Below are 15717 nucleotides of genomic sequence, written 5' to 3'. Positions count from 1 at the left end.
TTACTTGAAGAAGTGTTCGAAGGCTTCGCTGGCGCGCTGCACGTTGTCGACCAGGGTTTTCACCTCGGTGACGACGTTGGTCAGGCTCGAATCAGCACTGAGCGCGCCGAACATGTTGTAGACGGTCTGCCCGTTCGGCATCGATTCGATTCCGATCGACGACAGCGGGAACATCTCGCGGCTGCGCAGCACGGCATCGTTGAACGCCTGGACGTTGCTGATCGAATCGATGTCCACCAGCACGGTGTCGACGATGATCTGCTGGCCGGCCAGGGCGATGTGAATCGGCAGGCCGCCGAATTCGTTCATTTCCAGCTTGATGCTCGGCTCGGAGCTCTGGATCAGGGACAGCGAAATCTCTTGGGAAGCCACCTCGTCCAGCGCCTTGAGGGCATTGAAGAGGCTGTCGATGGTCCAGTTGTTGCCTGCGCTCATGTATTTCTCCGACATGAAAGAGCCAGCCAGAATCGGTTGGCGTAGCTGTTGCTCCATTTGCTTGAGCAAGCTTCGGTTTTCCGGAAGCACCCAAGTTTCGTGTTTCACATAACCGGCGGCGGCCAGGCCTGCGCGCATCTGCTTCATGTAGAAGCTCGACGGTTTTTTTGCCGACGCCTTGCCACGCTCGCCCTTGGGGCTGGCTGCGGCAGGCGTCGGAGTGCGGCTTGTCATGGCTGGAATCCGGTTATGAGCGTCTCACGCGTGGGCCACACTACAACCAATGCAAAGTGCCATCAATGACTCACGCGTGAGATTTTCATGACAGACGCAAAAAGGCCCGCAACGTGGCGGGCCAGTAGATTGCGCAGTTGTTGCTAGGCGTTGCTGCTCAGGAACTCGTCAGTGGATACCACGCTGGCATAGGCGAAACCCAGCGCCGCCATGAAGGCTGCGTGCACATGAGCGGCCGGCACCGTAAGGCCATTGAATTCCAGATCACGGCTGGCGCAGGCATCGTGAATCACCGTGACCGCATACCCCATGTCCGCCGCCGCGCGGGTGATGCCATCGACGCACATATGGCTCATGCTGCCGACCACCACCAGGTCGGTGATGCCGTGTTCGTCGAGCACCGCTTTCAGTTCGGTTTCGCGGAACGAGTTGACGAAGTGCTTGAGCACCACCGGCTCGTCGGCGCGGTTGAGCACTTTCGGATGCAGTTTCGCGCCTTCGGAGCCGGGAGTGAAAAACGGCGCGTCTTCGAAGGTGAATTCATGGCGAATGTGCACCACCGGATCGCCCGTTTCGCGGAAGGCTGCGATCAGCCGTGCGGCGTTATCGGCAGCGGCGTCGGCGCCGACCAGCGGCCACTTGCCTTGGGGGAAGTAGTCGTTCTGGATATCGACTACGATGAGCGCTTGCTTGGCCATGGGATTGTCCTCGAGACGGTGATTGGGTGTGGCCTCAGTATTGACGCTGGCCGAGGATTCGAGGATTGGCCGCACCGACAATAGACGGGGGAAAACTGACAATGGCTGCACAAAGAGCCGCCACCGCTGAACTGGGCGTGCTGATTTACCCCGGCGCGCAACTGGCGGCGGTGCACGGTCTGACAGATCTGTTCGCCGTGGCCAATCGCATCGCTGCCGAGTATCAGGCTGTGCAATTGCCCTTGCTGCGGGTCAGTCACTGGCAGGTCGAGGGCGAGCAGTTGCCGACCCGGGTCTATGACAGTCATCCCGGCGCCGAAGACGCCTTGCTCGCCGTGCTGATTCCGCCGTCCCTCGGCGGGTTCGATGCGGCGCAGATGACCGCGAGTCTTGCGCAATGGCTGCGCGATCAGCATGCGCGCGGCGCAACCCTTGGTGGTGTCTGTGTGGGCTCGTTGATGCTCGCTGAAAGCGGCTTGCTCGACGGTCGCAGCGCCACCACGCACTGGACCTCGGCCCAGGCTTTTGCCGAGCGTTACCCGAAGATCAAACTGAAGGCCGACACGCCGATTGTCGACGACGGCGACCTGATCACCACGGCCGGGCTGATGGCCTGGTCGGAGTTGGGGTTGCGCCTGGTCGATCGCTTGCTCGGCCCAAGCATCGCCACCGCGACCGCGCGTTTTCTGGTGATGGAACACAGCGACAGCGCCAGTGAATGCGGAAGCAATTTCGCACCGATCCTCAGCCATGGCGACGCGGCGATTCTCAAGGTCCAGCACTGGCTGCAAAGCACCGGGGCGACGGATGTTTCGCTGAACGCGATGGCCGAGCGCGCGGGACTTGAAGAGCGTACTTTCCTGCGCCGATTCCGCGCCGCGACAGGCTTGAAACCGACCGAGTACTGCCAGCACCTGCGGGTCGGCAAGGCGCGGGAAATGCTCGAGTTCACCAATGGCACGATCGATCACATTGCCTGGACGGTGGGCTATCAGGATCCGGGCGCGTTTCGTGCGATCTTCAAGAAGATCACCGGGCTTGGGCCGAGTGATTACCGTGGGCGGTTTGGTGTGAACCCCGCTCCCAGAACGACGATGAACTAATGTGGGAGCGAGCCTGCTCGCGAAGGCGCTGGATCTACAGAATTGTAGTCGGCTGACACTACGCTTTCGCGAGCAGGCTCGCTCCCACAATGATCGCGGCGAGGATGAGAGATCGTGCAATTTGCCGGAGTTTTGCGCGCTGTCGTGCAGTTTGAAACAGGCGTGATGCCAGCACAGTCACGGCAAGCTCCCGATTATCGGGCGGTTCGTGGGGATGGTTGATTGGCCTGATCTCTGCAATTTCCTTTGAGAACCCATCGACTGATAAAAGGGGAACGCATGACCCCGACACCCAGCAACAAAATCGTCGTTGCCCATTCGGTGCGTGCCGAGGCGCCGCAACATGAAGTCGAGACCAACAAGGCTCTGGCGCGCTGGTTGGCGCAGATTCTCGGCTGCAAATTCGGCGGCAGTTTCGATCCGGCCAAACATCAGGGCCGCGAGCTGTATCTGCTGCCGACACAAACCATCGTTGGCGCCGCCCACGCGCAAGCGCTGGGCATTAAAGGCCCCTATGACTTGTGGGGCGGTTACGTCGAATACGATTTCATCTGCACCAAAGCCATCAGCCACGGTTTGCGCAGTCATCTGGCGCACGCGCCGCAGGGCTGGTCGCCGCTGTTCTCGGAGCGGGTGCGCAACGTTGTGCTCGACGGTCTCAGCGTATTTGCGCTGGAAGATGCACGGCCCGCCGCCGAACATCTGCTGTACGCCGGGCCGATTCGCTTGAAGCCGGTTCACGCTTGCGCCGGGCGCGGTCAGGAAGTGATCAAAAGCCTCGACGCGTTCGATGAGATCCTCGCTCGTCCCGAAGTGGAGAGTTTGTTCACAGACGGCGTAGTGCTGGAGCAGGACTTGCGCAACGTCGTCACCCACAGCGTCGGCCAGTCGTTCATCGGCGGCAAAGTGTTGAGCTACTGCGGTGATCAATACTTGACCGAGGACGGCCTGGGCGAAGAGGTCTACGGCGGCTCGAATCTGCTGGTGGTGCAGGGCGGCTATGACCAATTGCTCGCGCTGGATCTGCCTGATGATGTGCGTCTGGCCATCGAGCAGGCGCAGGTCTTCGACAGTGCCGCCAACGAAGCTTACCCGCGCTTCTTCGCCTCGCGGCGCAATTACGATATCGCCCAAGGCCTCGACGCCAGCGGCAACCCGCGCAGCGGCGTGCTCGAACAATCCTGGCGCATGGGCGGTGCCAGCAGCGCTGAAGTGGCCGCGTTGCAGAGCTTCGTCAACGATCCACAGATGCGCGCGATTCGCGTGTCGTCGGTGGAAACCTATACCGATCAGGCGCTGCCGGCGGACGCCATCGAGGTCTATCGCGGCCCGGCGGAAAACAGCGCGTTTCTTCTCAAATATGTGACGGTCCAATCCTATGACGGCTAGAAGCGAAAGCATTCAAATCGACATTGATGACGAACAGATGAGCGGGACTTTTCTCAGTCCCAAATCGAAAGTCCCGGGGGTGTTGTTTGTTCACGGTTGGGGCGGCAGTCAGGAACGTGATCTGGAGCGGGCCAAAGGCATCGCCGGCCTGGGTTGCGTATGCCTGACCTTCGACCTGCGCGGGCACACCGGCGGCACAGGAATTCCGCTGACCCGGGTGACCCGTGAAGACAATCTGCGTGACTTGCTGGCGGCCTACGATCGCCTGCTGGCGCACCCGGCCCTCGACACTTCGGCGATCGCCGTGGTCGGCACCAGTTATGGCGGTTATCTGGCCTCGATCCTGACGTCACTGCGCCCGGTGCGCTGGCTGGCGCTGCGCGTGCCGGCGCTGTACCGCGACGAGCAGTGGCACACGCCCAAGCGCGATCTGGACAAGGCCGACCTGCGCGATTATCGCAATACGCTGGTGCGCGCCGACAGCAATCGCGCCCTGCATGCCTGTTCGCAATTCACGGGCGACGTGCTGTTGGTGGAATCGGAAACCGACGACTTCGTGCCCCACGCGACGATCATGAGTTACCGCGCCGCATGTCAGCAGACTCACTCATTGACTCATCGGATTATTGATGGCGCCGATCACGCATTGAGTGATCCAGTTTCGCAGCAGGCCTACACCTCGATCCTGGTGGACTGGATTACCGAGATGGTGGTGGGGGAGCGGTTGAGCATTATCCAATCCAGATGATCTGTCGCATGTACCGGCCCCTTCGCGAGCAGGCTCGCTCCCACAGGTTGAACGCATTTCAAATGTAGGAGCTGCCGAAGGCTGCGATCTTTTGATGTTGATTCTAATGTGTGGGTTTCTTCTCGATCCGCAGCGCCTTGGCCTTGGCCTCGACCACCAGATACATCACCACCGTGATCAACAGCGGCAGCAGAAAATAAATCGCCCGATATGCCAGCAATCCCGCGACCAGACTGCCGCGCGACGCCTCGTGCTGCAGCAGCGCCACGAACACCGCCTCAAGCACACCCAGTCCCGCCGGAATATGCGTGATGACCCCGGCAATCGCGCTGATCAACAGCACGCCAAGCACCAGCGGATAATCCAGTTTGCTCGGCAGCAGAGTGAAGATCACCGCCGCCATCAGCGACCAGTTCAACGCCCCCAGCAGCAATTGCAGCACCGCCATGCGCAGCGACGGCAGGTTGATTTCCACGCCGCGAATCGACCACTCGCGGCGCTTGGAAAACTGACACGCCGCCAGATAGCCGGCGCTGACCAGCAGCAGTAACACACCAACCAGTTGCAAGGCCGAACTGCTGAGTTTCCAGCCCGGCGGCATCGTCACCAGACCGCTGCTGAACACTACGCCAGCGATGGTCATGTAGCCGAACCAGTTGGTTGCCAGGCTCAGGCCGAGAATTTTGGCGATGTTGCCTTTGCTCACGCCCAGCCGCGAATACAGGCGATAGCGCATGGCGATGCCGCCGACCCAGGCGCTAAGGTTGAGATTGAAGGCGTAGCTGATGATGCCCACCGGCAGGATCTGCTTCCAAGTCAGGTCTTGCCGAATGTAAGTGCGGCCGATCAGGTCGAAACTGGCGTACACCAGAAAACTCAGCAGGGTCAGGCTGGCGGCGATGATCAGTGTGCGCACCTTGAAATCGGCGAGGGTCTCCAGCACCTCGGCCCATTCGATGCGCGTAGCGAACATCGTCAACAGGACGATCAGCGCGAGGAAAAACAGGATGGTCAGCGGACGTTTCCAGCGGCTCCATTTCGACGGCGCCGCTTGTGTCGAATGGCTATCGGAATGGACTTCGGAATGACTCATGGACGCGCACCTCGGAAAGGCTTCAGACGCGGTTTATGCGCCGGCAGCCAACCGGCCATGGCCGGGAAGTGCCGCAGGAAGTGGAACACCAGAAAACCCACGGTCATGTGCCAGATACGCCCGCGCGGCAACAGCTTGGCGTCCATGGCTTTGCAGTGGTTCTGGCTGAGATCTTCGAGGCGTTCGTACAGGTGCTGATTGAACGCGCGGTCGCGGATCAGCACGTTGGCTTCCAGATTCAGCGACAGGCTCAGCGGGTCGAGATTGCTCGAGCCCACGGTGCTCCAGTCATCGTCGACCAGCGCGACCTTGCCGTGCAGCGGGCGCTGGCAGTATTCGTGAATCTGCACGCCGGCACGCAGCAGATAATCGTAGGTCATGCGCGCCGCCAGTTTGGCTACGAGCATGTCGGGCTGGCCTTGCAGGATCAGCCGCACCTCGACGCCACGGCGGGCGGCGTTGCGGATTTCGCGCAGCAAACGGTAGCCGGGAAAGAAGTAGGCGTTGGCGATGATTACCCGGCGCTTGGCCTTGCGCAGCACCTGCAAATACACGTCTTCGATATCGGTGTTGTGTTGATCGTTATCGCGGAACACCAGGCGTACCTGGCCGTCGTGGTCGGTGAAGGCCATTTCCTCCAGGCGCTGGCGCCGGCGCTGCCACCAGAACCGCGCGCGTCCGGGACGACCGCTTTGAAGCAGGGCGAAGTGATGGATATCGGCGACCACCGGGCCCTGGATCTCCACCGAATAATCCTGCTTGGCTTCAGGGCCGAAATCGGCCAGGTGATCGCCGGAAAAATTGATCCCGCCAATGAACGCGATCAAGCCGTCGACCACCACGATCTTGCGGTGCAAGCGGCGGAACCAGTTGGTGCGGATGCCCAAATGCTTCGGCGCCGGATCGAAGATTTGCAGATGCACGCCGGCATCGCTCAAGGCCGACAGATAGCCGGTGCTCAGCTCGCCACAGCCGAAGCCGTCGAGGCTGACCGTGGTGCGCACGCCGCGCTGGGCGGCTTCGATGAGGATTTGCTGCAACTCGGCGCCGACCTTGTCTTCGAAGACGATGAAGGTCTCCAGCAGGATCTCGCTCTTGGCTGCGCGCATCGCTTCGAATACCCGGGGGAAATATTCCTCGCCGTTCTCCAGCAGCTCTACGCGGTTATTGCTGTGCCATTGATACTCGACGTCCACGTGGCCGGGCTCGCGCACCGGCGGGTTCAGCGGGACCGGGTCGACGGCGGATTTTTCCAGTGGCGCACTGTTCATAGTTCAATCTCCACCGATAACGGTGCGTGGTCGGAAAGGTGGGACCAGGGCCGGTTGGTCAAAACTTTCGGGCGGCTGGCCTTGAGGTTGCGTACGTAGATGCGGTCGAGTCGTAGCGCTGGCAGCCGCGCGGGAAAGCTGCGCGCCGGCTTGCCGTACTGCTCGGCGAACACTTCGCGCAGGCCACAGGGCTTGAGCTGCGCATCGGCACGCTGGCGCCAGTCGTTGAAATCGCCAGCGACGATCACCGGGGCATCAGCGGGCAATTCGGCGAGACGTTGCATCAGCAGATCCAGTTGCGCGTTGCGGTGGCTCTCGCGCAGGCCCAGATGCACGCAGATCGCATGCACTTCGGTGCCGTCGCCAGGCAGGCGCAGCACGCAATGCAGCAGGCCACGGTTTTCATGGCCGCTGATCGACACGTCGAGGTTGTCGTGGCGGATGATCTGGAATTTCGACAGCAGCGCATTGCCGTGGTCGCCCGCCGGGTACACGGCATTGCGCCCGTAGGCGAATTGCGGCCAGAGGCTGTCGGCGAGAAATTCGTATTGCGGCATCGTCGGCCAGTTGTCGTAGCGTTTCGGATGCTGCTCGTGCGTGCCGTGCACTTCCTGCAGAAACACCACGTCGGCGGCGACGCTGCGCACCGCTTCACGCAGCTCCGGCAGGATGAAACGCCGGTTCAGCGCGGTGAAGCCCTTGTGGGTGTTGACCGTCAGTATGGTGAAGGTGCGCACCGAGGGCGCAACCACGGAGCCTTCGTCGGTGAAACCGACCGGTTCGGGAATGCTCATGACAGAACTCCTTCTGCGGCGACTTGCCCGGGAGTTGTGGCGAGGTCTTTGTCGAGGTCCAAGCGCTGCAACAAGTTGCGTGCGTCGTAGGGCGCGCGGACTTTGATGTCGTTGTCGAAGTAGCAGAACACTTCGCGGGATTTGCGCGCGCGGGGTTTCAGGCGTGGGGCTATCAGGTGGGCGTCCTCTGGCTGTTTACCGTGATGCCAGGCGTCGATGCGCTCGGCCCAGCGCTTGAGCGCTTGTTCGGAATAACCGCTGGCGTAGAGCTCTTCGGCGCCGTGCAGGCGCAGATAGACGAAGTCGCTGGTGAGGTCTTCGCGGTACGGCCATTTGCCGGCGGTGTCGGCAATGACCAGCGCGGTGTTGTGGCGTTTGAGCAGGCGCACGAATTCCGGATCGATGAAACTTTCATGACGGATTTCCACCGCATGGCGCAGCGGTTTCTTGCGCCAGGCTTTGACGCTGGCGTGGCCGGGAAGATGCGAGTCGTGCTGGCGGGCGAGGGCGGCTGCGGCTTGGGTATCGTGGGGCAGTTGCGCGAGAAAGTGATCGAAGCGCTCGGCGTCGAATTTGAAATTCGGCGGAAACTGCCAGAGGATCGGCCCGAGTTTTTCCTTCAGCTCCAGCACGCCCGAGGCAAAGAAATTCGCCAGCGGTTTTTCGATTTCGCGCAAGCGGCGCACGTGGGTGATGAAGCGCGGTGCCTTGACGCTGAACACGAAGTCATCAGGAGTTTCGGCGTACCACTGGGCGTAACGTTCGGGGCGTTGCAGGGCGTAGAACGATCCATTGATTTCGATGCTGTTGACCGCGCGGGAGGCGAACTGCAATTCGCGCTTCTGCGCCAGTCCCTTCGGGTAGAAATCCCCGCGCCACGGGGCGTAGCGCCAGCCTGAAATACCGATGTGAATCGTCGCCATCCCATCCTCCCGTAGAAAGTCCTCGTGTTGCCGATGTTCTGTGATGACTGCGGCGGGGGCGGGAAAGTTTCGGTGGCGTTACGGACGGTCGCGGGTGAAGCGAAGATCAAGAGCTTACCCCCTCACCCCAACCCTCTCCCCCAAGGGGGCGAGGGGGAAGGGAGCAGATCTTCATGTCTCCTGAAATCGCGTACGACTGTGAAGGGAGCAGATCTTCATGGTCTTCAGGACTTGAGTTCGACTCAAGACGTGCAGTTGGTGATTTTGGTCATGCAACTCGGTCGGCTCCCTCTCCTGGGGGAGAGGGCTGGGGTGAGGGGCTCTTGAACTTGCCGCGCAATTACCGATCAGTTCCTTACCAGGGTCAGCCACGGGAGATCGGAGCTTTGCGCAATTTCAGGATCGCCATTCTGCTGGGAACGCTGCTGTGCTTGGGCGTCAACACATCGCAAGCCGTCGCGCTACCGGGCGTTCCGGCTGCCGCCGACACGGCAGAGAAACCCGCCGAACCGGAACCGTTGGTGCAGGGCGGTCTGCTCGGGGCGATCAGTACGAGCATCGACGATGTGCAGGAAAAACTCGATCTCAACGAACACCTGGTCGATGCCTGGCGGCTGCGTGCTGACCGCGCGGCGGATGAGGTCGATCGGCTGGTCAAGCAACCGTCGAATCGCTCGGGCTGGAGCGTCGCCGGGGATTTCCTCACGTTGTCGGGAGTGTGGCTGGGCAGTTTCGCCCTGCTCACCGTGCTCGGCAGTCTGCTGGCAAAGCGTCTGCGTGAGGGCCGCTGGTTGCGCACCCGCCAGCGCAGTCAGGATCTGCTCGGCTACGTGCTGCCTTTCACCGTGCCGGCGCTGATCTGCCTGCCGCTGACGCTGTATGTCAGCCATTTTCTGCAAGCTTCGGTGGGCCGTGCGCTGGCGCTGTGTCTGGCCTACGCCACCAGCAGTGGCATTTTCTCCACGTCGATGTTGTTGTGCGTGGTGGTGATGTTCAATGTCGGCCACAAGCGCGCCGCCGCGCGAATCATCCGTGAATACTGCCCGCGACCGCTGTTCCTGATCGGCTTTCTCGCCGCTCTCAGCGATGCCCTGACCAGCCCGCAGATCGCCCGACAATTGGGCGGCAATATCACCAGCAGCATCGCCGTGTTCACCGGGCTGATCGCCTCGGTGATTTTCGGTTTGCTGGTGATTCGCCTGCGCCGGCCCGTGGCGCATCTGATCCGCAATCGCCCGCTCAGTCAGCGTTTGAAACAACCGTCGCTGCAGGAGTCGCTGCGGATATTTTCCGGGCTGTGGTATTGGCCGATCGTGCTGATGGTGCTGGTCTCGGCAGTGAGCCTGATCGGCATCGGCGAGGACAATCAGAAAGCCCTGCGCTGTGCCTTGTTCACCACCGTGCTGCTGATCGCCACAGTGTTTCTCAGCACCGTGTTGCAGCATTTGTTCAAATCACGCAAGGCTGAGGCGATCCAGCGCAGCAGTGCCTACAAGGAACGTTTTCTCAGCCTGTTGCATGCGTTGCTGCGCATCGTCATGGCGATTGTGTTCATCGATATTCTCGGGCGGATCTGGGGCGTGTCGTTGCTCGATTTCGCCCAGAGCAGCACCGTCGGTCGAGCGATCAGCAACGCCTTGAGCAGCATCGGCCTGATCTTCCTGGTGACGTGGCTGCTGTGGGTGGTGCTCGACACGGCGATTCAGGAAGCGCTGAAACCGCCGCTGAGCAAACGCGCGGCACGCCAGCCGAGCACGCGGGTGAAAACCATCCTGCCGCTGCTGCGCAACGCGATCAAAATCATCCTCGTGGTGATCTGCGCGATTACCACCATGGCCAACCTCGGCATCAATGTCGCGCCGCTATTGGCCGGTGCCGGCGTGGTCGGCCTGGCGATCGGTTTCGGTTCGCAGCAATTGGTGCAGGACGTCATCACCGGGCTGTTCATCATCATCGAAGACACCCTGTCGATCGGCGACTGGGTGGTGCTCGATTCCGGCCACGCTGGCACGGTGGAAGGTTTGACCATTCGCACCTTGCGCCTGCGCGACGGCAAGGGTTTTGTGCACTCGGTGCCGTTCGGCCAGATCAAGGCTGTGACCAACCAATCCCGCCAGTTCGCCTTCGCATTTTTCTCGGTGCAGTTCACCTACGACACCGACGTCGACAAGGCCATCGAGCTGATCCGCGAGGCCGGCGATTCGATCCGCGAAGACCCGTTCCTCAAGTACAACCTGCAAGGGCCGCTGGATGTGTTTGGCGTGGACAAGATGGACCTCAACGGCGTGGTGCTGACGGCGCAATTCCGCACGGTGTCAGGTGGCCAATATGCGGTGAGCCGGGCGTTCAACCAACGTTTGAAGAAGCTTGTGGATAACACGCCGAATGTGCATTTTGCGCAGACTTATCCACAGCAGGTGCTGTTGCCGAAGCGGCAGGAGGAGGGGGCGGTGGTTGCGGATGAGGTACCGCAGGAGTCGCGGACCTGACGCCTGTTTGTGTAGAGACAGGGCCGGCGCTTTCGCGAGCAGGCTCGCTCCCACAGGGGCAATGGGATTGGACTGTGGGAGCGAGCCTGCTCGCGAAGACGCCGGTGCGAACACTCTCAATGCCGGATCAGCTTGGCATGCAGTTGTCCCATGGCTATCGGATCCAGCTCTACCCAAACCTGCTGCTTGCCGGCAATCACCGCGGCCACGGACACTCCATCGCGATAAACCAGCCGATTGCTCACCAGCGCCGGCACCTTCGCCCCCGGCAACAAGGTTCCGGCCAGATTCAATGGATCAACTCCGCACACCGCCACCAGGCTGCCGTCCTGCGGGCGGCGGCGTACTTCGCGCAGCAAGGGAATGGCTTCGGGCAAGGCAAACTGCTCGCCAGCCAGACCACTGACAAACCGCCCGCCACGAATCTCGCCCCGCGCCTCCAGACGATGAAAGGTGCGCAGCAATTCCCGCCAGCTCGGCAGCCAGTCCGCTTCGCGTTCGAGCAAGCGCCAGAACACCACGCCGTAGCGGCGCAGCAGGGTCATGGCGACGTGTTCGAGTGTCTCGGCGGCATCGGCTGACGAACCCCGGCGCAGCAATGCCCAGCGCCCGGCATCGTCCATGCCGCCGATAAACGCGCCGCGCCCGCGTCGGCTACTGCGCTGCTGGCGCTTGCTTGCCGGCGTGATCAGCGCGCGCAGGCCGGCGAAGCTGTCGGCGTTCACCAAACCTGCGGCGACCAGTTCCTGCAAGGCGATTTCCAGTTCGCTGCGCAGCAGGCGCGCTTCATGAATCAACTCATCGAAAAACAGCGCGCCATGCTGACTCAGCGCCTCAAAGACTTTCTGTGTTTTCGGCGATAACTCGCTCACTGGCGTCTGCTCAGCCAACGCACTCCACAAACCCACCTGGCTTCGCGGCAGCAGCACAATCGGTGTACTGCGCAATGCCGAGCCGCTGACTTTCTGCCGCGCGCTGATGCGCGTCCACACCAGTTTGCCGTTGCGGCACAGTTCATCCAGCCAGCTCGGCGAATAGTCCTTGAGGCGTGCCGGCAGGATGTCGCTGTCCCACGCCGAAGCTGCCGCCGGGTAGCCTTCGAACTGGCCGACAATCGCCGGCAGCACCGCACTGCCCTGACCTTGGGTGGCCGGCGTCAGATGCTGCCAGTCGAACAGAAAACGCATGAAGTCCTGCAATGCCACCGGTTCGATTTCCCGGCGCAGGCGCTTGACCGTGTAGCGATGGATGCGCGCCAGCAGATGGCGTTCGCACCATTCTTCAATCGCGCTGTTCGGCGTGAACTGGCCGCGCAAGACGTAGCCTTCACGCTCCAGTCGGGCGAGGGCCTGACTCACTTGCGCGGCGGGCAGGGCCAGCGGCTCGGCGATGGCCGGCAACGGGATCGGCCCAAAGGCACCGAGGCGGGCGCGGATCACTTCGACCAGCGCCTCATCGAATGTCCATGCTTCGTCGAACCCGGGCAGCGCGACTGCTTCAGTCAGCAGCGTGGCTTGTGGATAAAGTGCCTGCAGGCAACTCAAGCGTTCGCGAGCCAGCCACAACTGATGCTCGGCGTCGATCTGCAACCGGCAGGCGCGGCCGCTGGCCATCAGCGTTTGCAGCCAGTCCGGCCAACCCGCGTTGGCGCGCGCTTCGGCGTCACTGATGCAGGCAAGGCTCATCAGCGCTTCGTGCATTTCATCCATGGAATTGGGCGACGGCCAGGCTTCTTCGCGCACTGCGGTGATCGCATCGGCATCGAGCGCGCCGAGATCATCGGTCGATTGCGGATCGCTCCAGCGTCGATTAATCACCGCTTGCGTGCGGCGTTCCTCCAGCGGCGCGTCGTCGAGAAACGTGTAGGGTCGGGCGCTGAGAATTTCTGCCGCCAGCGGCGACGGCGCAGGTAAATCCCGGGCGATCAGGCGCACCTCGCCACGCTCCATGCGCCGCAGCAGGGTCAGCCAGCCTTCGCTGTCCATCGCTTCGTGCAGGCAATCGTCGAGGGTCTGTTCCACCAGCGGATGTTCGGGGACTTCACGCTCGCCGGCGAGGTTTTCCAGGCAGGCGATCTGGTCGGGAAACACACTGGCGATCAGGTCTTCGCTTTTCATCCGTTGCAGTTGCGGAGCGACTTTGCGCCCGCCGGTGAAGCGCGGCAACGCCAGCGCCACCCCGGCATTCCAGCGCCAGCGCACGCCAAACAAGGGCGCATCGAGCACGGCTTGAATAAGGGTGTGTTCGGCGCTGTTGCTGTGCAGGTAACGCCAGACTTCGTCGAGCTCGAAGCTGTGACTGGTGGACAGCGACAGCACGATCGCGTCTTCGCTGGCGGCGGCCTGCAACTCGAAGTTGAAGGTGCGGCAGAAACGCTTGCGCAGGGCCAGGCCCCAGGCGCGGTTGATGCGGCTGCCGAACGGCGTGTGAATGATCAGTTGGGTGCCGCCGGACTCGTCGAAAAACCGTTCCATCAACAGCGTGTCCTGCGAGGGCAGGGCGCCGAGGGTTTGCCGTGCGCGCGCCAGATATTCGACCAGTTGCTCGGCGCTGGCGAGGTTGAGGCCGAGTGTGGCGGTCAGCCAATCGAGCGCCGGTTGCAGAATCCCGGGGCTGGCGCTGAGCAATTCGTCCAACTGCGCTTGCAGGCGCGCGACGGCCGCCGACAGTTCATCACTGCGCCCCGGCGCTTCGCCGAGCCAGAACGGAATGGTCGGCGGCATGCCCTGCGCATCCTCGACCCGCACCTTGCCGCTTTCTACCCGCAGGATGCGGTACGAGGTATTGCCGAGCTGGAACACGTCGCCGGCGATACTTTCCACGGCGAAATCTTCGTTGACGCTGCCGATGTTCAAGCCCTGGGGTTCTAGCAATACGCTGTAGTCGGCGTTGTCCGGGATGGTGCCGCCACTGGTCACGGCGGTCAGTTGCGCGCCCCGCCGGCCACGCAAGGTGCGACTGACGGCGTCGCGGTGCAGGTAGGCGCTGCGGATGCCCTGGCGACCGTTGTAGCCCTCGGCGAGCATGCTCAGCAGGGCCTGATAGTGTTTTTCGTCGAGATCGCGATAGGGCCAGGCTCGGCGGAACATCGCAAGCAACGCGTCCTCCGACCATTCCTGGCAACTGACCTCGGCAATGATCTGCTGCGCCAGCACATCCAGCGGTTTTTCCGGAATGTGCAGCGTATCGAGCTCGCCCCGGCGCACGCAGTCGAGCAGGGCGGCGCACTCGATCAGGTCGTCGCGGGTGGTGGCGAACAAACGGCCCTTGGGCGTGCCGCCGACCTGGTGTCCGGAGCGACCGACTCGTTGCAGAAACGCAGCAATCGAACGCGGTGAACTGATCTGGCAGACCAGGTCGACTTCACCGATATCGATGCCCAGCTCCAGTGATGCAGTGGCGATCAGCACTTGCAGCTCGCCGCGTTTGAGGCGCTGTTCCGCATCGAGGCGAAACTCTTTGGCCAGGCTGCCGTGGTGCGCCGCCACGGCCTGCTTGCCGAGGCGCTCGCTCAGATGCCGGCTAAGGCGTTCGGCAAGGCGTCGGGTGTTGACGAAAATCAGCGTGGTGCGATGCTCGCGGGCGAGTTCGGCGAGGCGCTCGTACACCAGTTCCCAGACATCGTTGGCCATCACTGCAGACAACGGCACCGGCGGCACTTCGATACCCAGGTCTCGTGGGCGGGCGTGGCCAATGTCGACGATTTCGCAGGGGCAATCGTGACCGACCAGAAACCGCGCCACGGCTTCTACCGGCTTCTGCGTGGCGGACAGGCCGATGCGGGTCAGCGGTTCGGCGCACAACGCTTGCAGCCGTTCAAGGCTCAAGGACAGATGACTGCCGCGCTTGCCCGCGGCCATGGCGTGGATTTCGTCAATGATCACCGTGCGCGTGGTGCCGAGCATCTTGCGCCCGGATTCCGAGCCAAGCAGCACGTACAGCGATTCCGGGGTGGTGACCAGAATATGCGGCGCGCTCTTGCGCATGGCGGCGCGGTCTTTTTGCGGCGTGTCGCCAGTGCGTACGGCGGTAGTGATGGTCAGCTCCGGCAGGCCCATCTCGTGCAATTGCGCGGTAATGCCGGCGAGCGGATTCTGCAGGTTGATCTGGATGTCGTTGGACAGTGCCTTCAACGGCGAGACATAGACCACCAGGGTTTCGGCGGGCAGACCGTCAGGATGCTCCAGCCCTCGGTGGACGAGCTCATCGAGCACGGCGAGGAACGCGGTCAGGGTTTTCCCCGAGCCAGTGGGCGCGGCGATCAGCGTCGACCGGCGCTGGCGAATCAACGGCCACGCACGGGCCTGAGCGGCGGTGACCGCCGGGAAAGTCTTGTTGAACCAGGCGCTGACGGCGGGGTGAAAACCGGCCAGCGCGCTGTTGGCGGGGAGGGGCAGATTCATGACTGGAGTTATGCGGGCGGGGGCGGGAAGATGCAAGTACCGTTCGGAGCCCTTCGCGAGCAGGCTCGCTCCCACCCTGGAATGCGGTCCCCTGTGGGAGCGAGCCTGCTCGCGAAGGGGCCGGCCAGGACGGCGCA

General features: G+C 62.3%; 11 protein-coding genes. 4 read left to right on the top strand and 7 right to left on the bottom strand.

Annotated elements, in window-relative coordinates; translation table 11 throughout:
- Together AB4N73_RS18515 and AB4N73_RS18510 are read right to left on the bottom strand one after the other, a co-directional pair.
- Complete coding sequence (locus AB4N73_RS18515) at positions 1-582, bottom strand: YjfI family protein (RefSeq protein WP_225914461.1); 582 nt, start codon at positions 580-582, stop codon at positions 1-3.
- Between the two features lie 230 nt (positions 583-812).
- Positions 813-1367: a cysteine hydrolase family protein gene (locus tag AB4N73_RS18510; RefSeq protein ID WP_460142408.1), complete on the bottom strand. Its 555-nt coding sequence runs from the start codon at positions 1365-1367 to the stop codon at positions 813-815.
- A gap of 101 nt (positions 1368-1468) precedes the next feature.
- Here AB4N73_RS18510 and AB4N73_RS18505 point away from each other — a divergent pair, with 101 nt between their 5' ends.
- From AB4N73_RS18505 to AB4N73_RS18495, 3 genes are all read left to right on the top strand, one after another.
- Positions 1469-2470, top strand: a complete 1002-nt coding sequence (locus AB4N73_RS18505; protein ID WP_460142407.1) for a GlxA family transcriptional regulator — start codon at positions 1469-1471, stop codon at positions 2468-2470.
- A gap of 279 nt (positions 2471-2749) precedes the next feature.
- Entirely contained in the window at positions 2750-3859 is a 1110-nt protein-coding gene (locus AB4N73_RS18500; RefSeq protein WP_460142406.1) for a DUF3182 family protein, read from the top strand.
- On the top strand, positions 3849-4607 hold the full coding sequence (locus tag AB4N73_RS18495; protein ID WP_042610641.1) for an alpha/beta hydrolase family protein: 759 nt from the start codon (positions 3849-3851) through the stop codon (positions 4605-4607). The genes AB4N73_RS18500 and AB4N73_RS18495 overlap by 11 nt, the downstream gene beginning before the upstream one ends.
- A gap of 103 nt (positions 4608-4710) precedes the next feature.
- Here the strand turns inward: AB4N73_RS18495 and AB4N73_RS18490 are convergent, their stop codons facing one another.
- Genes AB4N73_RS18490 through AB4N73_RS18475 form a run of 4 tightly spaced genes read right to left on the bottom strand, consistent with a single transcriptional unit; the run spans position 4711 to position 8688 of the window.
- A complete protein-coding gene (locus AB4N73_RS18490) occupies positions 4711-5700 on the bottom strand; it encodes a lysylphosphatidylglycerol synthase domain-containing protein (RefSeq protein ID WP_041477676.1) in 990 nt (329 codons plus the stop codon).
- Positions 5697-6971 carry a cardiolipin synthase ClsB gene (gene clsB, locus AB4N73_RS18485; RefSeq protein ID WP_016772961.1) on the bottom strand — a complete coding sequence of 425 codons (1275 nt, stop codon included), beginning with the start codon at positions 6969-6971 and terminating at the stop codon, positions 5697-5699. Before clsB ends, AB4N73_RS18490 begins: the two co-directional genes overlap by 4 nt.
- Entirely contained in the window at positions 6968-7765 is a 798-nt protein-coding gene (locus tag AB4N73_RS18480) for an endonuclease/exonuclease/phosphatase family protein (protein ID WP_041477677.1), read from the bottom strand. The genes clsB and AB4N73_RS18480 overlap by 4 nt, the downstream gene beginning before the upstream one ends.
- Positions 7762-8688 carry a DUF72 domain-containing protein gene (locus AB4N73_RS18475; protein ID WP_056790764.1) on the bottom strand — a complete coding sequence of 309 codons (927 nt, stop codon included), beginning with the start codon at positions 8686-8688 and terminating at the stop codon, positions 7762-7764. Before AB4N73_RS18475 ends, AB4N73_RS18480 begins: the two co-directional genes overlap by 4 nt.
- 386 nt (positions 8689-9074) lie before the next feature.
- Here AB4N73_RS18475 and AB4N73_RS18470 point away from each other — a divergent pair, with 386 nt between their 5' ends.
- Positions 9075-11177 carry a mechanosensitive ion channel domain-containing protein gene (locus AB4N73_RS18470; RefSeq protein WP_460142405.1) on the top strand — a complete coding sequence of 701 codons (2103 nt, stop codon included), beginning with the start codon at positions 9075-9077 and terminating at the stop codon, positions 11175-11177.
- 116 nt (positions 11178-11293) lie between these two features.
- On the opposite strand, the gene AB4N73_RS18465 is transcribed toward AB4N73_RS18470, so the two are convergent.
- The gene (locus AB4N73_RS18465) at positions 11294-15580 is read right to left on the bottom strand and encodes a DEAD/DEAH box helicase (RefSeq protein ID WP_460142404.1); all 4287 of its coding nucleotides are present in this window, start codon (positions 15578-15580) and stop codon (positions 11294-11296) included.
- Between the last annotated feature and the right edge of the window lie 137 nt (positions 15581-15717).

This window comes from Pseudomonas sp. S3_B08 (assembly GCF_054667725.1).
Note: the sequence above shows the minus strand (reverse complement) of the source record. Positions and strands in the feature narration are given on the sequence as shown.